This window comes from Oligella urethralis DSM 7531, from assembly GCF_000372065.1.
Taxonomy (GTDB): domain Bacteria; phylum Pseudomonadota; class Gammaproteobacteria; order Burkholderiales; family Burkholderiaceae_B; genus Oligella; species Oligella urethralis.
Genome location: NZ_AQVB01000004.1, coordinates 90650 through 114370, shown reverse-complemented (window position 1 = coordinate 114370; position 23721 = coordinate 90650). Strand labels below are relative to the sequence as shown.

The 23721-nt window shown below is 44.9% G+C and carries 24 protein-coding genes and 1 tRNA gene; 5 read left to right on the top strand and 20 right to left on the bottom strand.

Features of this window, described 5'->3' with window-relative positions; genetic code table 11:
* Nucleotides 1–17 precede the first annotated feature (17 nt).
* The 7 genes from leuB to rph all read right to left on the bottom strand — a co-directional run bounded on the left by leuB (nt 18) and on the right by rph (nt 7521).
* The gene (gene leuB, locus A3GA_RS0103860) at nt 18–1091 is read right to left on the bottom strand and encodes a 3-isopropylmalate dehydrogenase (RefSeq protein ID WP_018026074.1); all 1074 of its coding nucleotides are present in this window, start codon (nt 1089–1091) and stop codon (nt 18–20) included.
* Nucleotides 1092–1162: 71 nt separating this feature from the next.
* Complete coding sequence (gene leuD / locus A3GA_RS0103855; protein ID WP_018026073.1) at nt 1163–1810, bottom strand: 3-isopropylmalate dehydratase small subunit; 648 nt, start codon at nt 1808–1810, stop codon at nt 1163–1165.
* A 2-nt stretch (nt 1811–1812) separates the two neighbouring features.
* Nucleotides 1813–3219, bottom strand: coding sequence for a 3-isopropylmalate dehydratase large subunit (gene leuC, locus A3GA_RS0103850; RefSeq protein WP_018026072.1), 1407 nt, complete (start codon nt 3217–3219; stop codon nt 1813–1815).
* A gap of 164 nt (nt 3220–3383) precedes the next feature.
* Nucleotides 3384–4787, bottom strand: a complete 1404-nt coding sequence (glnA, locus tag A3GA_RS0103845; RefSeq protein ID WP_018026071.1) for a type I glutamate--ammonia ligase — start codon at nt 4785–4787, stop codon at nt 3384–3386.
* Between the two features lie 110 nt (nt 4788–4897).
* Nucleotides 4898–6136, bottom strand: a complete 1239-nt coding sequence (gene hemW / locus A3GA_RS0103840; protein ID WP_018026070.1) for a radical SAM family heme chaperone HemW — start codon at nt 6134–6136, stop codon at nt 4898–4900.
* Nucleotides 6133–6753: an RdgB/HAM1 family non-canonical purine NTP pyrophosphatase gene (rdgB, locus tag A3GA_RS0103835; RefSeq protein ID WP_018026069.1), complete on the bottom strand. Its 621-nt coding sequence runs from the start codon at nt 6751–6753 to the stop codon at nt 6133–6135. Before rdgB ends, hemW begins: the two co-directional genes overlap by 4 nt.
* Before the next feature lie 18 nt (nt 6754–6771).
* Complete coding sequence (rph, locus tag A3GA_RS0103830) at nt 6772–7521, bottom strand: ribonuclease PH (protein WP_018026068.1); 750 nt, start codon at nt 7519–7521, stop codon at nt 6772–6774.
* A 112-nt stretch (nt 7522–7633) separates the two neighbouring features.
* On the opposite strand from rph, the gene A3GA_RS0103825 reads away from it, so the two are divergent.
* The 4 genes from A3GA_RS0103825 to A3GA_RS0103810 all read left to right on the top strand — a co-directional run bounded on the left by A3GA_RS0103825 (nt 7634) and on the right by A3GA_RS0103810 (nt 9458).
* Nucleotides 7634–8632: a YicC family protein gene (locus A3GA_RS0103825; protein ID WP_244264042.1), complete on the top strand. Its 999-nt coding sequence runs from the start codon at nt 7634–7636 to the stop codon at nt 8630–8632.
* Nucleotides 8633–8693: 61 nt separating this feature from the next.
* Nucleotides 8694–8770: transfer RNA gene (locus A3GA_RS0103820), tRNA-Val, on the top strand.
* Between the two features lie 78 nt (nt 8771–8848).
* Nucleotides 8849–9148 carry a nucleotidyltransferase family protein gene (locus A3GA_RS11275; protein WP_018026066.1) on the top strand — a complete coding sequence of 100 codons (300 nt, stop codon included), beginning with the start codon at nt 8849–8851 and terminating at the stop codon, nt 9146–9148.
* 124 nt (nt 9149–9272) lie between these two features.
* Nucleotides 9273–9458, top strand: coding sequence for an antitoxin VbhA family protein (locus A3GA_RS0103810; protein ID WP_018026065.1), 186 nt, complete (start codon nt 9273–9275; stop codon nt 9456–9458).
* Nucleotides 9459–9987: 529 nt separating this feature from the next.
* On the opposite strand, the gene A3GA_RS0103805 is transcribed toward A3GA_RS0103810, so the two are convergent.
* The 13 genes from A3GA_RS0103805 to ung form a co-directional block, all read right to left on the bottom strand.
* Entirely contained in the window at nt 9988–10272 is a 285-nt protein-coding gene (locus tag A3GA_RS0103805) for a hypothetical protein (RefSeq protein ID WP_018026064.1), read from the bottom strand.
* A 340-nt stretch (nt 10273–10612) separates the two neighbouring features.
* A complete protein-coding gene (locus tag A3GA_RS0103800; RefSeq protein ID WP_018026063.1) occupies nt 10613–12406 on the bottom strand; it encodes an acyl-CoA dehydrogenase family protein in 1794 nt (597 codons plus the stop codon).
* Nucleotides 12407–12443: 37 nt separating this feature from the next.
* The gene (locus tag A3GA_RS0103795) at nt 12444–12803 is read right to left on the bottom strand and encodes a DUF192 domain-containing protein (protein WP_018026062.1); all 360 of its coding nucleotides are present in this window, start codon (nt 12801–12803) and stop codon (nt 12444–12446) included.
* On the bottom strand, nt 12797–13681 hold the full coding sequence (locus tag A3GA_RS0103790; protein ID WP_018026061.1) for a type II secretion system F family protein: 885 nt from the start codon (nt 13679–13681) through the stop codon (nt 12797–12799). The genes A3GA_RS0103795 and A3GA_RS0103790 overlap by 7 nt, the downstream gene beginning before the upstream one ends.
* Before the next feature lie 8 nt (nt 13682–13689).
* Nucleotides 13690–14535, bottom strand: a complete 846-nt coding sequence (locus A3GA_RS0103785; protein ID WP_018026060.1) for a type II secretion system F family protein — start codon at nt 14533–14535, stop codon at nt 13690–13692.
* A gap of 13 nt (nt 14536–14548) precedes the next feature.
* Nucleotides 14549–16285: a TadA family conjugal transfer-associated ATPase gene (locus tag A3GA_RS0103780; RefSeq protein ID WP_018026059.1), complete on the bottom strand. Its 1737-nt coding sequence runs from the start codon at nt 16283–16285 to the stop codon at nt 14549–14551.
* A complete protein-coding gene (locus tag A3GA_RS0103775) occupies nt 16282–17802 on the bottom strand; it encodes a type II and III secretion system protein family protein (protein ID WP_018026058.1) in 1521 nt (506 codons plus the stop codon). The genes A3GA_RS0103780 and A3GA_RS0103775 overlap by 4 nt, the downstream gene beginning before the upstream one ends.
* Before the next feature lie 43 nt (nt 17803–17845).
* Entirely contained in the window at nt 17846–18829 is a 984-nt protein-coding gene (gene cpaB, locus A3GA_RS0103770) for a Flp pilus assembly protein CpaB (RefSeq protein ID WP_018026057.1), read from the bottom strand.
* Complete coding sequence (locus tag A3GA_RS0103765; protein ID WP_018026056.1) at nt 18810–19568, bottom strand: hypothetical protein; 759 nt, start codon at nt 19566–19568, stop codon at nt 18810–18812. Before A3GA_RS0103765 ends, cpaB begins: the two co-directional genes overlap by 20 nt.
* Nucleotides 19568–20347: a hypothetical protein gene (locus tag A3GA_RS0103760; RefSeq protein ID WP_018026055.1), complete on the bottom strand. Its 780-nt coding sequence runs from the start codon at nt 20345–20347 to the stop codon at nt 19568–19570. The genes A3GA_RS0103765 and A3GA_RS0103760 overlap by 1 nt, the downstream gene beginning before the upstream one ends.
* A gap of 2 nt (nt 20348–20349) precedes the next feature.
* Entirely contained in the window at nt 20350–21792 is a 1443-nt protein-coding gene (locus A3GA_RS0103755; protein WP_018026054.1) for a hypothetical protein, read from the bottom strand.
* A gap of 23 nt (nt 21793–21815) precedes the next feature.
* Nucleotides 21816–22049 (bottom strand): hypothetical protein, encoded by a 234-nt coding sequence (locus A3GA_RS0103750; RefSeq protein WP_102705937.1) that lies wholly within the window; start codon nt 22047–22049, stop codon nt 21816–21818.
* Between the two features lie 235 nt (nt 22050–22284).
* Nucleotides 22285–22944 (bottom strand): uracil-DNA glycosylase, encoded by a 660-nt coding sequence (gene ung / locus A3GA_RS0103745; RefSeq protein ID WP_018026052.1) that lies wholly within the window; start codon nt 22942–22944, stop codon nt 22285–22287.
* A gap of 80 nt (nt 22945–23024) precedes the next feature.
* Here ung and gmk point away from each other — a divergent pair, with 80 nt between their 5' ends.
* Nucleotides 23025–23654 (top strand): guanylate kinase, encoded by a 630-nt coding sequence (gene gmk / locus A3GA_RS0103740; protein ID WP_018026051.1) that lies wholly within the window; start codon nt 23025–23027, stop codon nt 23652–23654.
* Nucleotides 23655–23721 lie beyond the last annotated feature (67 nt).

Genomic DNA, 23721 nt, shown 5'->3' with positions numbered 1-23721 from the left:
ACTGACAATGCTTAGCCCTACAGCGCAGCTAATACCGCATCACCCATGGCTTTGGTGCCGACCTTGTTAGTACCTGCTTCATAAATATCGGCCGTGCGATAACCCTCAGCCAACACCTGACGCACTGCAGCCTCAATGCGCTGTGCTGGTGCTTCCAGATCAAAGCTGTAGCGTAACATCATAGCAGCAGAGAGTATTTGCGCCAAGGGGTTAGCAATATCCTGGCCAGCAATATCTGGTGCAGAGCCATGACTTGGCTCATAAAGCCCCTGATTTTTTTCATTTAATGAGGCTGAAGGCAGCATACCGATAGAGCCAGTCAACATCGCCGCTTCATCCGATAAAATATCGCCAAATAAATTACCGGTCACAACCACATCCAATTCCTTAGGTGCACGCACGAGTTGCATCGCCGCATTATCCACGTACATATGATTTAACTCCACCTCGGGATAATGACGACTCTCATCAATCATAATATTGCGCCAAAATTGTGAGGTTTCGAGTACATTGGCCTTATCGACACTGAGTAACTTACCGCGACGCTTTTTAGCCGCTTCAAAAGCAATTTTGGCAATGCGACGGACCTCGCTATCAGCATAACGCATGGTATCAAAACCCTCGTCCTCACCTTGGAATGGACCATCTTTTACCTTACGCACACCTCGTGGCGTACCGAAATAAATATCACCTGTTAATTCACGTACAATGAGTAAGTCTAAGCCTGCTACCACCTCCGGCTTTAGAGAAGAAGCGTTTGCTAATTCAGGGTATAAAATGGCCGGGCGCAAATTAGCAAAAAGTCCTAAGGCCTTACGTAAGCCAAGAATTGCCTGTTCAGGACGTAAGTGACGCGGCAAGGAGTCATACTTCCAATCACCCACAGCGCCAAACAAAATCGCATCCGCATTTTTTGCTAACTCCAAGGTACGCTCTGGTAAAGGATGACCGTCACTCTCATAAGCGGCACCGCCCACGGGTGCCTCTTCAAAACTCAGATCCAAATCTAAGGCTTTTAATACACGCAATGCCTGCGCCATAATTTCAGGACCAATACCGTCACCGGGTAAAACTGCTACTTTAAAAGTCATAATCGATATCTTTTTATAAAATCAGACCTTAAATGCCTTAAGGTCTGTGGATTGATAATTGTCGTCTTAAATTAAGCCACAACGTTGGCAAGCCATGGCTTTTCAGCTAAGCGCTTGGCCTCATAGGCTTTAATTTTATCCGCTTCACGCAATGTTAGACCAATATCGTCAAGGCCGTTCAGTAAGCAATACTTTCTGAAACTATCAATGTCAAAGCGATAGCTATCGCCTGAAGGAGCAGTAACCTCCTGCTGCTCCAAGTCAATCCGAAGCTCGTAGCCAGGATTAGCCTCAACCTCTGTAAACAGTTTGTCCACCTCAGCTTCACTTAAAATAATCGGTAATAAGCCATTCTTAAAACTGTTATTAAAGAAAATATCCGCATAAGATGGGGCAATAATGGCTTTAAAACCATATTGCATCAAAGCCCAAGGTGCATGCTCACGACTAGAACCGCAACCAAAGTTCTCCCGAGCTAATAAAATTGATGCTCCTTGATAACGATCTTGATTTAACACAAAATCCGGATTTAAAGGACGCTTCGTATTGTCCATACCCGGCTCACCATGATCTAAATAGCGCAATTCGTCAAATAAATTAGGACCAAAACCCGTGCGTTTAATGGATTTTAAAAATTGCTTGGGGATAATCAAATCCGTATCAACATTAGCACGATCTAAGGGAGCAACTAAGCCCTGATGAATAGTAAATGCGTCCATGCTTACTCTCCTAATTGACGAACATCAACAAAATGGCCACTAACCGCAGCTGCGGCAGCCATCGCCGGACTAACTAAATGGGTACGTCCGCCCATGCCCTGACGTCCTTCAAAGTTACGATTAGAGGTCGAGGCGCAGCGCTCACCCGGCTCTAAACGGTCAGCATTCATCGCTAGACACATAGAACAACCCGGCTCTCGCCATTCAAAACCAGCCTCTAAGAAAATTTTATCCAGCCCCTCCGCCTCAGCCTGTTGTTTGACTAGGCCTGAACCGGGGACCACTAGCGCTTGAGTTACATTAGCGGCGACCTTTCTGCCCTTGGCAATCGCAGCAGCCTCACGCAAATCCTCAATACGAGAGTTAGTACAGGAGCCAATGAAGACTTTATCAATCCTAATCTCATTTATCGGCATATCGGCCTGTAAGCCCATATAGGATAAAGCACGTTCAATACCTGAGCGCTTAACCGCATCACTTTCAGAAGCTGGATTAGGCACCTTGTCTTCAATACTTAAGACCATCTCCGGTGAAGTACCCCAGGTCACCTGAGGCCGAATATCGGCGGCATCAATTTCAATGACTTTATCAAAATGCGCACCCTCGTCAGACACCAAGGTCTTCCAATAAGCGACCGCCTGCTCCCATTGCTCTGCATTAGGCGCATAAGGGCGTCCCTTAAAGTACTCAATGGTTTTATCATCCACTGCGACCATACCGGAACGAGCACCCGCCTCAATCGCCATATTACAGACGGTCATACGGCCCTCAACCGATAAATCACGAATAGCACTGCCACCGAATTCGATCGCATAACCAGTGCCACCGGCAGTACCAATCACACCAATCACATGTAGCACGAGATCTTTGGCACTACAGCCAAAAGGTAGTTTACCCTCGACCTTAATCAGCATGTTTTTATCTTTTTTCTTTAATAAGGTCTGCGTCGCTAATACATGCTCAACCTCGGAGGTACCGATACCAAAAGCCAAGGCGCCAAAGGCTCCATGGGTACTGGTATGAGAGTCGCCACAAACTACCGTCATACCGGGTAAGGTTGCGCCCTGCTCTGGACCAGTCACATGCACAATCCCTTGGCGAATATCATCCATACCGTAACGAACGATTTTGTACTCGGTGCAGTTTTTTTGCAAGGTATCGACTTGTAGCTTGGAAATCGGATCCGCTATCCCCTGTTCACGATTCACAGTGGGCACATTATGATCCTCTACCGCCAAATTGGCGCTAATGCGCCATGGCTGACGGCCAGCCATTTTCAAGCCCTCAAACGCCTGCGGACTGGTAACCTCATGCAATAAATGACGGTCAATATACAAAATACAGGTACCGTCTTCCTGTTGGTGCACTACGTGCTCATCCCATAACTTGTCGTACAATGTTTTAGCCATGCTTATCTCCAAATGCTAAAAAACCTTCTTAAACAATTGTCCCAACTATTTAAAGGCGTAACAAGACAAATCGATATACTAGTACCAGTACTACTATACTGTACAAATACTTAAAAAGACGAGCCTTGATTCAAAACTCGTCCTTTACAATGGCTTAATTGAAATTAATAATACATTTCAAACTCAATGGGATGCGGCGTGACACGTAATCTATCCACCTCTTTCATCTTCAACTCGATATAGGCATCAATCAGATCGTCGGTAAAGACGCCACCAGCCAACAAGAAATCACGATCGCCATCCAAAGCCTCTAAGGCCTGCTCCAAAGAAGAAGCCACGGTTGGCACCTTGACATCCTCTTCTGGGGGTAAATCATAGAGGTTTTTATCGGCTGGATCACCAGGATGAATTCTATTTTGAATGCCGTCTAAACCCGCCATTAATAAAGCGGCAAAACATAAATATGGATTTGCCAGCGGATCTGGGAAACGCACCTCAATACGTCGTCCATTAGGGCTACTTACATACGGGATACGAATGGAAGCCGAGCGGTTACGCGCAGAATAAGCTAACTTCACGGGTGCTTCAAAATGCGGCACCAAACGCTTATACGAATTAGTGCCCGGATTGGTGATCGCATTTAAAGCACGTGCATGCTTAATCACGCCACCAATATAAAACAATGCCGTATCCGACAAACCGGCATAGCCATTACCCGAGAAGATATTCTGACCATCCTTCCAAATAGACTGATGCACGTGCATGCCAGAACCATTGGTTCCAAAAAGCGGCTTAGGCATAAAGGTAGCTGTCTTGCCGTAGATTTGAGCCAAACTATGGACAGTATATTTTAAAATCTGATTCCAATCCGCACGCTCAACCAAGGTAGAAAAACGAGTACCAATTTCTAATTGGGCGGTCGCCACCTCTGGGTGATGAATTTCTACTGGCACGCCCTGTTGCTCTAATAGTAAACAAGCCTCAGCCCTAAAATCTGCAAAGGCATCGGTCGGTGGTACTGGCGCATAACCACCTAAATGTCGTGGTCTAAAGCCGTTATTACGGCCATTCATCTCATCATTGCTAACCCAGGGACCCTGATCGGTAGTCACCTTAAAACTGCAATGCTGTGGCTCTGCATTCCAGGTGATACCGTCAAAAACAAAAAACTCAGGCTCTGGCCCAAAAAAGGCCGCATCACCAATACCGGTGGATTTTAAATAGGCTTCAGCACGTCTAGCAACGGATCTAGGCGCACGCTCATAACCTTTAAGATCGACCGGGTCCAACACATCACAGCTCATGATTAAGGTGGTTTCTTCGCGGAAAGGATCTAAACGCGCCGTGCTAGCATCCGGCACTAACAGCATATCGGAGGCCTCCACCCCCTTCCACCCGGGTATAGAGGAGCCATCAAAGGCGTAGCCCGACTCGAAATAGTCCTCGTCTAAATGTCTGGCCGGAATGCTCATATGATGCTCTTTTCCTACGGTGTCGGTATAGCGTAAGTCCACAAATTTAACTTCGTGTTGACCAATAAGCTCAAGCACCTGGGTGGGGGTTGTCATGAAATTCTCCTGAAACAACAAATTTAATAGCTAACACTATATTATGAACGGTTTTGTGTGGGATTTTTTACAATTTGCTGAATATTAATGTAAACAAATTTTAATGCGACTTAGTCCAAAAATATCGCCTGCAAATCATTTAAAAAACGCCAGCCTAAGTCAGTCGCTTTATATACCAAAGCGGAGTCTTCAAGTAATTGCTTATCGATGGCACGCTGCAAGGGCTTTTTCATCAGTAAAGACGAGAGACCGGTATGTTCCTCAAATAAGCCTACTGGCACCCCTTCTCTTAGGCGTAAGGCATTGAGCATAAACTCAAAAGGAATGTCTTCTGCTTGCAATTCACGCCATTCCACCTGATGCGAGCCATCTGCTTTAATTGCATTGTCCATCCAGTTTTGTGGTGAGCGTTGATTCATCGTCCGCACAATACGGTCAGGGAAACTGATTTTGCCGTGGGCGCCGGGGCCGATACCAACATAATCACCAAACTGCCAATAATTCACATTGTGCCGTGCATAGGCACCTGCCTTGGCGTAGGCAGATACTTCATAATGCTCAAAGCCCTGTGCTGAAGTTAAGGCAATATTTTGCTCTAGCATCTCGTCCACCAAATCCTCCTCTGGCAGATTAGGAGGAGGATATTTAGCAAATACCGTATTTGCTTCGAGGGTTAGATTATAGAGTGATAAATGTTCAGTACCAAAAGCTAAGGCTTGCTGTAAATCGCGTTCATGATCTGACAAGCTCTGAGCAGGTAAGGCAAACATCAGATCCAGATTAATCCGTGGAAAATAGCGCTGTGCAATCTCAATCGCAGTCATAGCCTCTTCAGAACTATGAATACGTCCCAGCGTATGCAAATGCTCGTTATTAAAACTTTGAATACCTAGTGATAAGCGATTAATGCCGGCTGCGGCAAACTCCTTAAATTTAGTCGCTTCGACCGTACCGGGATTAGCCTCCATCGTAATTTCAATCGCGGGACCAATGCCTAAGAGATTTCTTAACATACTTAGCAAATGGTCCATGGCTTTTGCAGAAAGGAGGCTTGGGGTACCACCACCAATAAAGACGGTGTGTATGGTGCGTCCCCAAATATGCGGCAAATGATGTATTAAATCCGCTTCCAAGGCCTGTAAATAATGCGCTTCTGGAATACCACCCTGTAAGGCATGTGAATTAAAATCACAATAAGGACACTTTTGCACACACCATGGCACATGCACATAGAGCGACAAAGGTGGCAATGTCTCTACAAACTGTGATCGTACGCCACCTAATGAATCCCCTGGCTGAGAGGCTACCTTAGCTACGGTGGTGGAGCGGTGAATTGGAATGGTCTTCACTGCTGCGCTTCATCCATTTCTGCAATTAATTTTTTTAAAGCAGCGGCTCGATGGCTTAAACTATTTTTAAGTGTAGGCTCCATCTCGGCAGCCGTCAGGCCATAGTCAGGCAAATAAAAATGCGGGTCATAACCAAAGCCATTGGCTCCACGCGGTTCCTCTACAATCACGCCATGCCACCAGGACTGCGCCACTAAAGGCGCCGGATCGTCAGCGTGTCGAACAAAGACTAGCACCGCTAAATAGGCCGCTGATTTGTCGCTATGTGCTTGTAATTGACGGATTAAACAGGCGTTATTATTAGCATCTGACTTGGGCTCGCCGAATAAGGTCGCATAGCGTGCTGACATCACACCAGGAAAGCCTTTAAGCGCTGGCACAACGATACCTGAATCATCGGCAATCGCTGCTAAACCCGTCTCTTTACTAGCGTGACGCGCCTTGGCTAGGGCATTTTCCAAAAATGTATGAAAAGGCTCGTCACACTCGGCGACATGAAACTCGCCCTGCGCTCTGATGCTAATCCCATACTGATTAAATAAAGCGACAAACTCCTTGAGTTTGCCCTGATTATTTGAAGCTAAAACAATCTCATCAAGGGTAGTAAGTAAAGACATAAGCTGCTGATTAATCGGTTATAGTTGGGGCCAAGCGTTTTGCTGCACGCGCAATAGTTGGGCAATGCCCTTACCTGCTAGGCTCAATAAGGCATCTAATTCAGTTTTAGAAAAAACCTGTCCCTCAGCCGTGCCCTGAATCTCCACGTAGTGACCACTGCCTGTCATCACCACATTCATATCAGCATCACATGAAGCGTCCTCTTCATAATTGAGATCCAGAATGGGGTGCCCTTGCCACATACCTACAGAAACCGCAGCAACACGGTCATTTAAGGGGTTTTCATCAATTTGCTTTTCCCTCAGCAGCTTCGATACAGCATCTGCCAAAGCAATCCAAGCACCAGTAATTGAAGCGCAACGGGTGCCACCATCGGCTTGAATCACATCACAGTCCAAATGAATCGTACGTTCACCGAGCTTAGAGAGATTTGTCACCGCACGTAGACTGCGACCGATTAAACGCTGAATTTCTTGAGTACGACCACTCTGCTTACCACGTGCCGCCTCTCGCTCAGAACGGCTATGGGTTGAACGCGGCAACATACCATACTCGGCAGTCACCCAACCTTGATTTTTGCCTTTTAAAAAAGGTGGTACCTTATCCAGCACACTGGCATTACATAGTACGATTGTCTGCCCTACTTCAATCAGTACCGAACCCTCAGCATAAGGCGTAAAATTGCGAGTAATTTTAACCTGACGCATGGCAGAAATTTCACGTCCGGAAGGCCGTTGAATATCAATACTAAAGGGTGTGTTAGGCATAATTTCCTCGATAAATTTTTACAAATATTCAGATATGCCATATTATAAGGCTTTATCGTGAGTTTTATACCATTGGCACCGCACTTTTAAGGGACTTAAAATGATTTCCAGCATGACTGCTTTTAGTAATGTCAAAACAGAGTTTGAATACGGCACACTTTCAGTGGAGTTGCGTTGCGTGAATAACCGTTATTTGGACTTGAGCTTACGCATGCCTGAAGATTTTAAAGCACTTGAAGAGCAGCTCCGAGAAGTACTTGCACAACATTTACAGCGTGGCAAAGCCGAATTAAAGATCAGCTTCAAACCTGCGCTTTTTGAGGAGCAAACTGAATTTAGTGCGGAGGCCATGACGCAGGTCTTAACAGAAATTAAAAAAGTACGGCAGTACTTTCCAGATATGCCGACGCCAGGCTTTACGGAGATTGTGCAATTAGCCAAAACAGCACAAGCCTTAGCACAAAGCTCGGAAGCTGAGCAAAATGAAGAAGCACAACGCTGGCAGTTAATTTATGAGCGTTGTTTAGACACGGTGCATTTAGCGATTAAGGAGTTCAAGGCTATGCGTTTAAGAGAAGGCGCTAGATTAGCTGATACTATGTTAGGCTACGCCGAAGCGATTCTAGCCCTAGTTACTCAACTTGAACTGCGCCAAGACGATTTAATCCAGGCACAAAAAGAAAAAATCCAACAACGTCTGACAGAAGCCCTACAAGCCGTTGTCCCTAATGGCTTTGAGCAAATATCGGGTGAAGAGCTATCTATGCGCATCGCCCAAGAAAGCGCCCTCTTTGGTATGCGTGTGGATATTGCCGAGGAAATCACACGCTTAAAATCACATACCAGTGAATTAAGCTCTTTATTAAGTAATAAACACGATGGCCCAAGCGCAGCTGAACCTCACCCAGAAGAAGTGACTAAACCGCTTCCAAAAAACAACACTAAAAACAAGCAAAGCCTGGGTAAACGTTTAGATTTCCTGTTTCAGGAAATGAATAGGGAAATCAACACCATAGGATCCAAATCAGCATCCTTGGACAATACTAACGCCGTCATTGAGATGAAACTCTATGTAGAACAATTACGTGAACAGGCCTTAAATATTGAATAAAACGGCTGGTGAGTTTGACAAAATTAAAAGTACGCCCTATAATCATTTTCTTATCAAATATAGGCGGTTAGCTCAGTTGGTTAGAGCGCTACGTTGACATCGTAGAGGTCGCTGGTTCGACTCCGGTACCGCCTACCATTGCCTATATTGCATAGGATTGTATAGAACTGCATAAGCCCCATAAGACATTGATTTTATGGGGTTTTTTGTTTTGTTGTGAAACCATCCGAACTTTTAAAACAAAACTACAGCAAATTGCTGGAGCTCTTTGCTAAATATCCAGAAATAGAAAAGGCAAGAGTATTTGGATCTGTATCACGAGGTGAAGATACGGAAGACAGTGATTTAGATATTATGATTACCTATCCTGTCGGAACATGCTTATTTACTTTAGGTGGCCTTCAAAATGACATTGAAGAGTTATTTCCTTCAATTAAAATTGATTTAATAAATGAGCGACATTATCCAGATACAGCGACATCCCTAATGAACTTAATCTATGAACGAAAACACTAAACATTTAAGATATTGAAAGGTTATGAAAATTATGCTGGATCATTACATCTTTTCTTTGTCAATATGATGTTTAAAAAGCAGTAAGGGACTAGTTATAATATTATTTTCAATTACGGAGTTTAAAGTGGGCAATCAAGCAGTATACACAGATTCTATTGAAGAAAGAAAAAAAATATTAGATCAAGCTATAGGCTCATTAGCCTTAGAAGGTATAGTACCAACTGAAAGAACGCTTGAGGTTTTAAATAAGCTAGTGGAGAAGAAAATCACATCAGAAGAAGCTGTTAAGCTAGTTAATAACTTTGATTAAAATGAGTAAATATTCGCCGCAAGATAAGCATTCATATTTCTACCCTGATACAGAAATTCTTAAGAACAAAGAGAACATAAGAGATCAAGCAAAACTGACTGAACGTGAAAGCGCATTATATTTAATCGCCAGTTTTGACTTAAAGCAATCACGCTATTCAATACAGATTGAGTAAAGATAACGACGATTTAGAAAGATAATATTGGATATTCAAGACTTTTTACAGGCTCTTTGCCGAAACATGGACTTACAGGCTCAGAATAATTTACGCACCAAGTCCCACATACCAATACCTAGATGGGATCATATAAAGAATTTCACAAACCCTATAATGCTTTGATAATGTGGGGCTTTCTGTTTTATAGCATTATTATGTGCTAGAAATTTTGCTCACCCAAGCCCCTCAAGATGCCCTGTCCACTTCAATTTAAGCTTTGGCGGCATAAGGCATAGCTAATCTTCATCACGATTACCATGGCGCTGAACGCACATAAAGTAATAGTAATTGAATGGTCGGAGTCCTACTAGCTTAAACGACCGCAACAGCAGCTAGGCTGAAGACAAAGGGTATGGATACCGCCCATAATACTACCCCTAAGACATCACCTACTCTAGCCATATCAATTGATTTGAGCTTAGATAAAAATGAGCTCGGACGGCGCTTGTAAAGCGTCACATAGTTGTGACTATACTGGTGGGTAAAGCTTGGATGCATGGATAAAACATCCTGCACAGCATCATGCCGTGAAGCTTGTAACTGTGTATCGTTTTTGTTTACACTATAAATACTACGAATCGGCGCTTTATTAGACATAACTGACTCCTAAACCTGATTGACTTATAGGATTGCTAACAGGCATTGCCAATGGGTCTATCTGTGGTGGTTTGCTCAGTCTAAACTTTGCACATAAACAACTGAGCAAACCTATCAGGACCCTAAACCTGATAATCGAACAAAACCACTGTATCGATATCTAGTACTGTACACTTATACAGTAATTTTAGCAAGCTTATTTTTATCCTGCGTGCGGCTTGCGGTATTATTGCAACAAGTCGTTTAGCTAATCGTCTTGATGTCCACAAGTTAGCGCCATAAATAGCCAACGGGGACACAAAGGTCCCCGTTGATAGATCAGCAGCTATGCTTTGAGTGATTAAGCATCAAAATCAATACCCTCAAAGCTTCTTACACATTGCTCACTGTCAAATACAGCATGTGCTAATGCATCCACACGTGGCAAAATTTGTGCAGCGTAAAATAAGGCTGTTGCTATTTTATTATTGCCATTATCCAGCTCAGCGGCAACGAGCGCTTGGCGGGCTAATTGCCAACCTGTATGCATATAACCTGCCAACATTAAATAAGATACGCTGGCTGTAAACACCTGCCTCATAGCACTTTCAGCACCCAAGCTCAAAATGCTATCAACCACCTTAGCATAGGATTCTGCGGCAGCTTGTAGCGCTTTGCCGATGAACTTCAAGTCTGCATGCTGGTGAGCTGCCAAACGCGAAGCCGTATCCAATATCTCTGCCACAAAGTATTTAGCCACAGCGCCCTCGTCACGCATGGTCTTACGACCAATGATGTCATTTGCCTGAATGGCGGTCGTACCTTCATAAATTGGCAGAATGCGCGCATCACGGTACAGCTGTGCCACACCGGTTTCCTCGATATAACCCATACCGCCATGGACTTGCAGAGCCAATGAGGTAGCCTCTTGCGCCATTTCTGTCGCAAAGCCCTTAACAATTGGCACTAAATATTCATAAATCGCTTGATAATGCGCTCGTTGCTCGCTATCTTCATGATGCTTAGCCAGGTCCGCACAGCTCGCTGCATACAGGGCAGTGGCGCGACTACCTTCGGTTAGGCTTTTAATGGTCATCAACATACGACGTACATCGGGATGCTGATTAATCGCAACGGTATCACGATGACCGCCCTCAACCGCATTCCCCTGCAAACGTTCTTGAGCATAAGCCCAAGCCATTTGTAAAGCCCGTTCAGAGATTGCAGTACCTTGTAAACCGATAGCAAAGCGAGCTTCGTTCATCATCACAAACATATGGCGTAGACCGTCATTTTCTTCGCCAATGAGGTAGCCAATTGCGCCCTCGCCTACCTCACCCTGGTTGTCACCGAAAACCATCACGGCGGTAGGGCTACCATGAATACCTAGTTTGTGCTCAAGTGAGGCACACACCACATCATTGCGTTTGCCTAAGCTACCATCTTCATTGACCAGGAACTTAGGAACCACAAATAAAGAAATCCCCTTAACCCCGGCGGGAGCGTCCGGCGTGCGCGCTAAGACAAGGTGAATAATATTTTCTGAGGCATTGTGCTCACCCCAAGTAATAAAGATTTTTTGACCACTGATGCGATAACTGCCGTCGTCCTGGCGTACTGCTCTGCTTTTCAAAAGCGCTAGGTCAGAACCCGCTTGAGGTTCAGTTAAGTTCATCGTTCCCGTCCAACGCCCCTCCACCATCGGTGGAATATATAATTGCTTCTGCTCTTCGGTGCCGGCTTGGTTGATTGCCTCAATACAACCATCAGTCAAAATTGGGCATAAGGCAAACGCCATATTAGCCGCGTTTAGATTTTCAAATAAAACGGTAGAAATGAGCTTTGGAAAACCTTGACCACCGAACTCAGGCCCATGCGCCAACGATTGCCATCCACCCTCGGCGAATAAGGCTAAGGCCTCTTTAAAGCCTTTGGATAAGCTCACTTCACCCTGCTCACAGCTTGGAAGATCCTGATCACCGACCACATTTAATGGCGCAATTTCTTCCTCAACTAAACGTGAATTTTCTTCGATAATGGCATCAACCAAATCATCGCTAATCTCTTCGTAAGCCGACAAGGCTTGGATCTGCTCCAATAAACCCATCACTTTAAGATTAAAATTAATATCATCGACAGGTACTTTGTAACTCATACCCCCTCCATCTAGTTTATAAAAATCGTGTAGCTAATTAAATCCACCGAATACGCTGTGGATACGATTTATCAAGTTTTAAACATGTGCTTACAATGATTTTAAGCTGCTCTTGATTTAAAAATTCATTTGCACACAACTCAATCGCAAAAAAAGCATCTCTGCAAAAGACTATACGATTAGGAACGACTTGTCGACAATACTTTAGGATTAATCCCTCTTTATTGCAAAAAATCACGTCAATAGCAAAACGCATACCAAAGGTATGAATCGCTTGACACGACGGAAAAACATAATACTCCCCTGCCGGCAGACTAGTTTTAGTTAATAAGCCTTTTATTTTGGCCAAAGGACTTAAGCAGTAAGTGATTGTTTGCTGTCTGTCGCTAGCTACCATGCTGCCTCCATCAGTTTTAGTCCAATCGGAAAGGCAATCACTAAAAAGGTGCAAGGAAAAATACATGTCACCAAAGGAAAAAGCATTTTGACAGGCGCTTCCAAGGCAAGCTTTTCAGCACGCATAAAGCGTTCGCTACGTCGCTGTTCAGATTGCGCCCTTAGAATAGGTCCTAAACTAACCCCGAGCCTCTGACTTTGCGCAATGGATGAAACCAAATGATTTAACTCCTCTAAATCAGTACGCTGTGCCAAGGCTTTTAAGGCATCGTTTCTTGAAAGTCCGGCCCTGATATCACTGAGCACATGGTTTATCTCCATTTTCAAAGGTCCTTTAGGTAATAAGTGATGGGTTTGGCTCAAGGCTCCGTGAAAATTTAAACCACCCTCAACCGAAAGCGTAATCATGTCTAAAAAGAAGGGAAACTGCTTAAGGATTTGCTTTTGCCGTAGCTTGCCTTGCTGCACTAAGTGATAACGTGGCAAATAAAAAAATAATAATGCATTACAAAAGGACAATATCACCGCGATTAGCTGAGAAAAGTCCAGGCTTACAGCAAGAAAATAAGCGACTACAGCACCAAACATTGCCGATCCGATTTGCATGCCTAACACATGCTCTGGCGCCAGTGAATCCAAGCGCCCCGCCCTGATAATCGCTTTTTCCACAGCCAGCCGATAACGCCATGACATAAAGGGCTTAGCTAAATTGGCGAATAAAGTAATCCATGGCCACACTGGTCCCCAAGCACGATGAATTTCAAGTTGCTGGGGTTTTTCAACATCCTCTTTAATGCCAGGCATTGAGAGCCAATACACCATCAGCCCTAAGCAGAGCGCAGTAGCGGACAAGCTTAAATAAATGAATAAGGGCGACATAAACACTCCTACACATCAATGGCAACGATTTTGCTAATCATCCAAATGCCTAAAGCCTCTAGAAAGAAGATAATTGCTAACACAGCCCAGCCCATATAGCTTTGCCATAATTGACTCATGGCCTCAGGATCCAGATGATGCAACACAAACATCAAGCCAATGGGTAATAAGCACATGATCACCGCCTGCATTTTACCTTGTGAGGTTAAGGCCTTAATTCTTGCCTGAATTTGTAAGCGCGAACGCAAGGTAGAGGCAATTCTTTCAATCGCCTCGGATAAATTACCACCCGTTTGAGCACTGATGCGTAGCGAGGAAACAAATAACTCACACGCTTCCGAAGGCATACGTAGTGCGAGGTGCTGTAAACATTGCTCAAAAGGCACCCCTAATCGCTGCTCTCTAAGCACCAGTGAAAGCTCTTGGGCCAAGGGTGAAGGCACATCCTCAGCCAGCGATTGAATAGCGGTTTGCACTCCAGAACCCGCTCTTAAGGCACCGGATAAGGCCATTAAAAAGTCAGGTAACTGTTTATCAAAAGTATGTAAACGTCGTTTCTTTAGCAAATACAACAATAACTTAGGCATAAAAAAGACGAGCGATGCGAATAACAGCGACAGCCACCACAACTGAAACAGTAGCCATGACACAAAAAACACACCAACCGTTGCAGCTACCGAAAGACTCCAAAGCTGCACCGGGTCAAAGAAAATAAACGCATCACTTAGCTGCACCCGCATTTGTTCTTTGAGCTGATGCTCATAACGATTAGCTGCTTGATTAAAGCCCTTTAAGAGCAACCAACAAATTAGTGTAATGGAGATAGCAGCACAAAAGAGACTAAGCAAAACCATGGTGACTCCACTATCAATGCAAACTATGCGCAGACTGCGTCGTTGACAAGGTCACTTGATTAAACTGCTCGATATCCAAGGCCAAGCCCTGCTCCTTTAGACGCTCAAATTGCTCCGGGATAATACCAAGCCCATAAAAACCACTGCTCGCCCCCTTTTGAAATTTAAATATCTCTTGAATTTTTATAATTCCGCTTTCTAAACCACACACCTCAACAATGGAAGACACCACGCGGCGACCATTACTTAATCGTGTTTGCTGTACAATAAAATCAATACTGGAGGCAATATGCTCACGGATCGCACTAAGCGGTATATCCATGCCAGCCATTAAGATCATGACTTCTAAGCGAGCAATGGCATCACGTGGTGAATTCGCATGTAAGGTGGTTAAAGAGCCTTCGTGACCCGTGTTCATGGCCCCAAGCATGTCAAAAGCCTCGCCACCACGGCATTCTCCCACCACAATACGATCCGGTCGCATCCGCAAGGCATTTTTTACTAAGTCACGTATACTAACTTGCCCTCTACCCTCAGTATTTGCTGGGCGTGATTCAAGGCTAATGAGATGACGATGATTCAGACGCAACTCCGCCGCATCCTCAATGGTCACAATACGCTCATCCTCAGGAATACAATTTGACAGCACATTTAATAAGGTGGTTTTACCCGAGCCGGTACCACCAGATATAATCATATTCATTCGATGCTTCACGCATAGATCCAAGAATTCACGCATATAGTTATCCAACGACTCCAAGGCCACTAGATCTGCCATGGCGGGACGTCTGAGGGGAAATTTACGGATGGTGATACTGGGCCCCTTGATGGCAATGGGTGGGATCACTGCATTGACTCGGGAACCATCTTTTAAGCGTGCGTCCACCATCGGCGAACTTTCATCAATCCGTCGACCGATGGGTGAGACAATGCGATCAATGATGGATATCACCGACTGATTACTGCTAAAACTCATGGGATGGGCTTCAAGCTTGCCATTGCGTTCGATGTAAATCTCATCAAAGCGATTTACCATAATCTCGGTAATGCTTGGATCCTGTAATAATGGCTCTAAGGGACCTAAGCCTACTGCTTCATCAATGACCATCTGCGATAGCTCTTGAGCATAGCTTAATTCACTAAACTGTTTATCGGCTTGAATAATTTTGTTTAGCAATTTAGCTGCTTCCTCACGTAATAGCGCATCATCCATTGCCGTGATGTTATTACGCTTCAGATCGAGGGCTTCAAGCAAAAGCTTATGCAATTGATTTCGTTGCGCAATCAAGGTCCAAGCATCAGGCGCTTGCACAATACCGCTCGTCCGCTCGGAGGGTGGTGCAGCCTGAGGCATAATAGTAGCGGAGTCTGCTTTAGACAAAGGCCTTGCTGTGGTTTGCACACGGTTTTTCTGAGGATCAGAGGCGTCCTTGTCTGTGTGCCCCGGTTCCTGACCACTATCAATCGCTACAATGCGTATTAAGCAAGGACCGATGACGATTTGATCATTGAGCTTTAAGGGATGAAGATGATGAATACGCTGCGAGTTTAATAGCGTACCACCCAAGGAGCCCAGATCCTGTAGATAAAGCTCACCGTCCTTAGCTTCGATTTTGGCATGCTCTCTTGCCACGCGCCAACTTTTAAGCACTAATCCCTGACTATGCCTGCCGATATCAAGGGGTAAGTCAAACCACTTTTCTTCGCATCTACCATCTTCAAATTGTAAGTTTAAGCATAGTCGATTCATGAGGCCTTTCCTTTTTTTAGTTTTTTAAAATTAAGCGAGCGAAGGATTAATTTGGACTTTTTAGGCACGGTGAATGCCGGTAGCTCGCGACTATAAAAATGATGCGCAGCAAAGGTTTTAGCCACATCAACACGACTGCTCTGCACCTTCGCTTGACTAGATACTGGCATCTGCGAAGCTTTAGGACCCGCCTCTTGGCGAATCGCTACATTAATTAAGGGTTGTTGTTCAAAGCTACTATCGACAATAGCCTGTGAACGCATAATCCGTCTTTGCATATCTTCATTATCTGAGGAGACAACGACCGGGCGCACAAAAATAGCTAATTCAGTTTCCTGGTTTTGAAACTTTTTAGAACGGAATAAAGCACTTAAGATTGGCACATCACCCATCCCCGGCACCTTATCCATGTTCTGCATTTGATCCCGAGAAATAAATCCGGACAGCACTAAGGTTTCACCCGAACGCACATTAAATTCCGTGTTAGTACGACGAATTTTCAGCGCTGGTCCGCCCTGCAAAGCCATAGAACCATCAATGGAGCTTACTTCCACATTAATACTCGAGCGTACAATACCGTTTTTCTCAATCCGTGGTGTGATTTGTAGGCTGACGCCGTAAGGCTTAAACACGGTTTGGGTATTACCGTTACCGTCTGCGATGGCATATGGCACCTCACCGCCAGCTAAAAACTCAGCGGTCGCACCGCTACGAGCCATTAACTGAGGCTGCGCTAGCATCACGGCCTTACCTTCATTCGTCATGGCCTTAAGACTGGAGCTCAGTAAAGCATTCACGCCGAAATAGCCAAGGGGGTGACTTTGGGCTAAGACGGCATCTAGCGCTTGTTCACCAGGTCGCGTTAATAAATTACGACCAACACTATCCCAAACCACACCGGCATTAAAACCTCCCACCGTATTGCTCTGCCAACTGACGCCAAGCTCTTGCAAAAAACTTCTAGGAATTTCGAGAATCTGCACATCCAATAACACCATTTGATCCCACCCTATCTGACTGGTCATATCAATTATTTGTGGGTAATGCTTAGCTAATAACTGCACTCGTTCTCTATCGGCATCACTTAATCTTTCGCCCTCCACGATGACTTTTTCACCGAGTACAGTCGCTTTAACATTTTGAATGCGATTCAACATATTGCGAATCTCATGCTGTAAGCGATTCTGCACGGCCGAGCCTACCGTGATATGATAATTTTTGGAGTTGCCATCCACATCCCATAACTGTAAGCTGGTATCTCCCGCTGCTCTGGCAAAGAGTACCACCTCCTTATCATCATCGGTTACGGCATTTAGCACATTTCCATCACCTACCGCTACCCGCGCTATATTTTCAGATGGCAAAACATGAATTTGCCCTACGGTTAAATTAATTTTCTGCTGCGCCATAGCAATCGCAGGGAATAGCAGTAGCAAAATCGTCAGAACATAAAAACAAATAGTATTTAAGGACTTAAGCATATATCCCTCTTTTGCATGTGATTTAAACTGACTCATTAGACATCTCCTCTTTTTGTAAAGCATTTCAAGTGCTAGACCGTTAATCGCCTAATACCATTTCATGTTCCTCAGTTAGCGGGCCATTTAAGCTAAGCTCCTCACTAATTTGGGTCTTAGGTAATGAGTTAATCCAAGCGCTAACCAAATCCTCCTGAGCTGGTAATTCAAAGACACCGCGATCGTCCTTGGTGGTCGTTTCAACCTCTGGATTAATGGCTAAATTAGGCAGTTTCTTATTATTTTGATCACCATAAATCACCTGTGGTTTACGCTTAATCGGTGGTGGTGGTGTCGCAATACCGAGCATATTGGCTAAATCACCTCTCACCCCTTTTTGAGCGGCTTTATCGTCTGTCGGATTACGTAATAAGGCCGTAATGGTGCCGGCTTGCCTAGCCGCTACCAACTTTGCCGCCTCCTCCGGTGCCGTATCCAGAGTTACCGTGGAATACCTTGAATTAACATCACCTGGCTCCACACCCGGACGACTTTGTTGACCCGTAGCCATTACCAATACACCCTGTAATAAGGGGGCGGTAATTTGCTTGCGTCGATATTCAAAGGAGACATAAAGATCAATTAAATCGCCAGGCACCAACATACCTGAGACCGAGTTGATGGTGTCCACTGGGATGGTGACGGCACGACGTCCAGGGCTGATTTTGTCAGAAAAAGGCTTGCTTTTAACATGCGCCGTATTTGCCCATAAAAGCTGATCACCACGCTTTAGCGAAGCTGTCACCACCTGCCCCTGAATATGAATAAATTCCTCGGGCAAAATACTGCCACCGGCAACCCATTCCTTGGGAATATCACGCACCGCTACATGGTGTGAATCAATTCTTGTACCCTCAGGTAAATCGTAGGCTGCTACGACACGTTGCACGGTCTCGACACGTGCTTGCGCTTCCAGCATTTCCACCTTTTCATTAATGTACTTTTGTGCTGACCAAGCAGCTAACAAGCCGGCAAAAATGGCCAAAGAAATCACAACCGTCGCTTTTTTATTGATCTGTAATTTCATAACTATCCTTTGATAAGTCATCACTTAATACATACAGTGCGGTACCTTCGGCCTGAGCACTGTAATACAGACGTACTTGACGTCCTTGCTTAGACCACAAACTGAGCCCAAACTCTGTGCTGTTACTCCGCTCCCAACCAGCTAAGATTAAATTGTTCTCAAGCTGCTGCTGGAACGATGCAATATCCATCGCATCAAAGTAAATCTGTTGCGAGCGCTGATTATCGCTTTGGATATTCATTAATAGCAACGACGATGATGGCAACCAAGCTAAGCGTTGAGGACTAAGCTCCTTAAACTCATTGACTAAGTGCGTATAGAGCGGTGCCGATGAACTCGTATGAAATGCAAACGGAGTCGCCGGCATCACACTTAATAGGCCCTGATAAGCGTCGAAATTGATGCGTTCAAGCTGCAACAAGAGCGAATACTTGCCCAACTCACCGCTTAAGATGATGACATTGCCAATGCTGTGATATTGCTGAAAAACGCTTTGCTTAGCTAAGCGCCTCAGCAAATTAGAAAAATCAGTCTCCGAACTCACTTGCCAGGCACTCAGTGCTTGAGAAAATACCTGCCCTTGAAAAACCTTTTCCCTAAGCTCCAGCGATAGGCGTTGACTTACTTCATGCGCCACCATGGTCGCCCCTCGTTCAATCTCTGAAGCCCTGCCAAGTGTGCTCGCCATCATCAATAGCAAGACCAACAGCGCTCTGCAATCATTTAAAGTCAGCCGCATCACTTACTCCCATCTGTTACATGCTCTAAATGATGACCGGGTAATGCCCCTGCCCAAGGAGATAGCCAATCAAAAACTGGTGCAGGACGCTTCCATGCGGCATCAATAGGCGCAGCTATCTCCGCCACCTTACGACCACTTTCATAAGAAGCTTGGCTTGCTTCACCCCACGCCAAATTACTTTCTGCGGTTCGGCGATGCGCATTCATATCGGTGGCACTATGCGCCGCACCAGTCAATATGGCAGTATGTCGTTGAATATTAAGCAGTTGCTGATCAAAAAATGACAGTCCTGGACTCATCGCTACATGACTCCGATCGTCAACTTGGGTGTAGTGAGGACGGGTAGTCACATGCACCGCTGCCACTCCCTTATCCTCAACCTGCCACTCTTGCCGCAGCCTTGTTGCATAGATTTCATCTGCACCCGGCTGCATTGCGGCGGCTAGTTTTTTTGAGCGATCCAATTGAACGTGAATCCTATCGTGCTGGATGATTTTGTTATGCGCACGATCGCGCCACTGATGTTCTTTTGATAAAAAGAAACGGTGCTTTAAATCGGCTTCATCAATACCCTCTTCATGCCGCGTTAATTGAAATGCGGCATAGCGGCTAGCATTCATCTGTTGTAGTGCAATATCACTAATACGCCCAAACCATGGGATGGCGCTAAAAAAGACTATCAGCACTAACAACAAAACCAAGCTTTCCACAATGGATTGACCACTTTGCGCTGCTAAACTTGAATGGCGCCATGATGTCAATAAATAACTAGCCATAGCTACTCCTTAAAATTTGCTAATTTGCTAGCACTGGCAGCTGCTTCTGAGGAGGATTCAGCGGTCTCAGTTAAACGTGCTAACCAATAGGGATGCCATAGATTGGCTTTTTCATGCTTAGCGTCAGTACGTGCCTTAAAACGCTCAAAAAAACTCTCAGCCTGGGCACTCACCGTCATCAATTGACCGTCCACTTCAGGCCCACTTAAATGCAATTGAAAGCTTAATGTATCCTTAGCCTCAGAATTGATATCCACATAAGGCACTAAACCGCCACCACCCCATTGCACGCGCTGCTTGATAGCGCGGGAGTTAGCCAAAGGATTTTGTACGCCGCCTAATAAATCCCACTGTGTCGCCTCTTTGACCCAGCGCCAAAAGTCTTGATTCGCAAAATCATCCGGCGGATTTTCGCTATACTCCATACCTTCTGGGATAGTATTCAATGCCCCCGAAACCCAACCCCAAGCCATCGGATATTCACGGTAATAGCAGCCAATCCAACGGTTAGAGCGTAAAGCATGGAAAGATTGCGTATCGGTAGCTTGCCAATTACCATGCTGATTCAAAATGGTAGTGCCTTGACGTCTTAATTCATGGCGTAAATGCGGACAACGTTTACTCACAGGCCAGTTATTTCTTGTTAAATCCTGACGCGGATCTAAAAATTTATATACTTTTGCAACCTGAGTGATCAAGGAGCGATAATTACCGCTTGGCTTATAAACCGTAGTGAAATGCTGATTATCTTGCTCCGTCAGCTGCCAACGTACTTGCTTTGACATATCAACAGTAGCTGAACTGAGGGCAGCGTCTGTGATAGCCACTTGATAACCCGGATAATTGGCTTCAATTACTGCATGTATCGCCGCATCACGCGTCGTTGTTTGATGCTTTCGAATTGCGTAAGCGACTTCCAATAGCACCTGATTCACAATCTCATCGTGTTTGGCGTAGCGCTGCTCTAACTCATTGTGACGTTCTGCAAAAGAAATAATTGAACTTGCACGACGTGAGGCCGCATAAGCATTTTGATGAGAAATGCCAAACATCATACCAATCAGATAAGAAGGTGGATTAGCAGTGAGGTATTGACGATTTTCAGTGGCTGCAAACTTGGCCCAAGAGCCTAAGGTCACTAAATGCGCCATCGCGATTTGATGACCAACTTGAGCCAAATTGATATAGCCCTGCATATTTAAAGCACGCGCTTGGATTAAGGCACCAGAATAAGCCGCCGCTTCTACGGTATGAATTTGTTTAGCCTTAGCATTCACTAGTCGACTTTGTTGAAATAAGCTCATCAAAAGCACGACCAATACCAGTAACATGGCTAAACCGAGTATCAATGCCTGTCCGCTTTGCTGGTTCAATGCCTGTTGTGTTTTAAACATGCGCATATAGCTAAGCGGACAAGACAAAGCGAGCGCCTTAAAGCCTTTCATCGTCAACACCCACTTAACAATGACTAGCCACCAGCGGCGTCCGCGTTGCCAGTAAAGGATTTTAAAGATTTTGAGGCCGTCTGCTGCTCGGCCGACTGGGCTGCTGACTGTGCCATCTGTGATTGCGCAGTACCGTCCTCACCAGCCAGTTCTTTGGCCATGGCAGCAGTTTGTGAACGAACCACTTGACCAAACAGCTGATAGGTAGCAATGGCAGCCACCGCCACTAAGGCCACAATGATAATGTATTCGGTCATGGCTTGACCACTTTGTCGCCACAAGCTGCGACCCCGAGCTGCCACTGTTGCTTTGCCTTGCGCAGGCAATGCAGCGGCACCGCCTGTCATGGGATGATGCTTGGATATTGTCATTTTCTACTCCTGAAATGTGTGTTGGTATTTCAGTTTCCTACAGAGCAGATCAAACAACAATCAACAGAACTAACTATGGATATCCATACGCAATGTGCTTGACAGGCAGTGGCCGAGCTCCTTAAAGCTGCCAATGAATAGGCGCCACACCGTGCTTAATTAAATAGTTATTCGCCTTTGAAAAATGCCCACAGCCGAAAAATCCCCGATAAGCAGACAAAGGTGAAGGATGTGGGGCAGTCAGTACCAAATGCTTTTGCTTATCGATAAAGCGACCTTTTTTCTGGGCATGCGAGCCCCATAATAAAAAGACTAAAGCAGTTTTTTGCTTATTTAAGGTGGCAATCACTTCATCCGTAAAGCGCTCCCAGCCAATCTCGGCATGCGAATGCGCAGCCGCATGACGCACGGTTAAGACCGTATTAAGTAAAAATACCCCCTGCTTGGCCCAACTGCGTAAGTCCCCGTGTCTCGGCGTGGTAAAGCCTGCAATATCATTTGCTAACTCTTTATAAATATTTTTTAACGATGGTGGTATGGCTATGCCTGGATTTACTGAAAATGCCAATCCATGGGCTTGTTGCGGACCATGATAGGGATCTTGACCTAAAATCACCACCTTAACTTGTTCCAAAGGAGTTAATTTAAAGGCATTAAATATCTCTGCAGACGGTGGATAAATCACCTGCCCTGCGGCACGTTCCTGCTCAAGGTATAAACATAAATTTTTAAAATAAGCTTGCGACTGCTCATGTTCAATTAACTCTTGCCAACTTTGCACCTAAAACTCCGATAAACGATCTAAATTATGTACAATTTGTAATATATTAATTGAATTATTGAATTATCAAAGTAGCATCCATGAAAAATTTCCCAGGCAATGTCTTTATGGTTGTGGCACCCAGTGGTGCTGGTAAATCCAGCTTGATCAGTGCACTCTTAAAGGAAGACAGCAATATCGGCTTATCTATCTCCTGCACTACCCGTGCGCCGCGTCCCGGCGAACAGGATAATGTGCATTATAAATTTCTCTCGGTCGAGGAATTTGAAACGCTAAGAGATAATAATGAACTGCTGGAGTGGGCCAAAGTGCACGACAACTACTATGGCACCCCTAAAGCCTATGTCCAGGAGCGTATCGACAAGGGACAAGATATTTTATTGGAAATCGACTGGCAAGGTGCTGCTCAAGTACGTGAGCAATTTCCACAAGTGATTGATATTTTTATCCTGCCACCGTCGATTGAAATTTTAAATGAACGCTTAAATAAGCGTGGCCAAGATAGTCAGGCAGTGATCGAGCGTCGTGTCCTTGCAGCGAGCAAAGAAATAGCGCAAGCTGATAAATGTGAATATGTTATTATTAATGATGACTTTAGTGTGGCGCTACAGCAATTGCAACAAATTGTTGCGGTTGCTCGTCTGCGTTTTGCCAGTCAAGCAAAAAAGCATAGTGAGCTCTTCCAAAGTTATGGAATTTTAGCTCAATAAATAGCCTTCACCAGCTTTTTTATCAGTATATTGAAGCCATCTTTAATGAATGGCTTCAGTTTTTAAC

Bases quoted from the DNA above. Each gene is read 5' to 3' on its own strand.
- A3GA_RS0103800 (WP_018026063.1), bottom strand. From the start codon at position 12,406: ATGAGTTACAAAGTACCTGTCGATGATATTAATTTTAATCTTAAAGTG.
- A3GA_RS0103750 (WP_102705937.1), bottom strand. From the start codon at position 22,049: ATGACCGAATACATTATCATTGTGGCCTTAGTGGCGGTGGCTGCCATT.
- A3GA_RS0103775 (WP_018026058.1), bottom strand. From the start codon at position 17,802: ATGAGTCAGTTTAAATCACATGCAAAAGAGGGATATATGCTTAAGTCC.
- A3GA_RS0103805 (WP_018026064.1), bottom strand. From the start codon at position 10,272: ATGTCTAATAAAGCGCCGATTCGTAGTATTTATAGTGTAAACAAAAAC.
- A3GA_RS0103785 (WP_018026060.1), bottom strand. From the start codon at position 14,535: ATGGTTTTGCTTAGTCTCTTTTGTGCTGCTATCTCCATTACACTAATT.
- rph (WP_018026068.1), bottom strand. From the start codon at position 7,521: ATGCCTAACACACCCTTTAGTATTGATATTCAACGGCCTTCCGGACGT.
- leuD (WP_018026073.1), bottom strand. From the start codon at position 1,810: ATGGACGCATTTACTATTCATCAGGGCTTAGTTGCTCCCTTAGATCGT.
- leuB (WP_018026074.1), bottom strand. From the start codon at position 1,091: ATGACTTTTAAAGTAGCAGTTTTACCCGGTGACGGTATTGGTCCTGAA.
- A3GA_RS0103760 (WP_018026055.1), bottom strand. From the start codon at position 20,347: ATGGCTAGTTATTTATTGACATCATGGCGCCATTCAAGTTTAGCAGCG.
- A3GA_RS0103790 (WP_018026061.1), bottom strand. From the start codon at position 13,681: ATGTCGCCCTTATTCATTTATTTAAGCTTGTCCGCTACTGCGCTCTGC.
- A3GA_RS0103825 (WP_244264042.1), top strand. From the start codon at position 7,634: ATGACTGCTTTTAGTAATGTCAAAACAGAGTTTGAATACGGCACACTT.
- gmk (WP_018026051.1), top strand. From the start codon at position 23,025: ATGAAAAATTTCCCAGGCAATGTCTTTATGGTTGTGGCACCCAGTGGT.
- glnA (WP_018026071.1), bottom strand. From the start codon at position 4,787: ATGACAACCCCCACCCAGGTGCTTGAGCTTATTGGTCAACACGAAGTT.
- A3GA_RS0103795 (WP_018026062.1), bottom strand. From the start codon at position 12,803: ATGGTAGCTAGCGACAGACAGCAAACAATCACTTACTGCTTAAGTCCT.
- A3GA_RS0103755 (WP_018026054.1), bottom strand. From the start codon at position 21,792: ATGAAAGGCTTTAAGGCGCTCGCTTTGTCTTGTCCGCTTAGCTATATG.
- leuC (WP_018026072.1), bottom strand. From the start codon at position 3,219: ATGGCTAAAACATTGTACGACAAGTTATGGGATGAGCACGTAGTGCAC.
- cpaB (WP_018026057.1), bottom strand. From the start codon at position 18,829: ATGAAATTACAGATCAATAAAAAAGCGACGGTTGTGATTTCTTTGGCC.
- A3GA_RS0103780 (WP_018026059.1), bottom strand. From the start codon at position 16,285: ATGAATCGACTATGCTTAAACTTACAATTTGAAGATGGTAGATGCGAA.
- A3GA_RS0103765 (WP_018026056.1), bottom strand. From the start codon at position 19,568: ATGCGGCTGACTTTAAATGATTGCAGAGCGCTGTTGGTCTTGCTATTG.
- rdgB (WP_018026069.1), bottom strand. From the start codon at position 6,753: ATGTCTTTACTTACTACCCTTGATGAGATTGTTTTAGCTTCAAATAAT.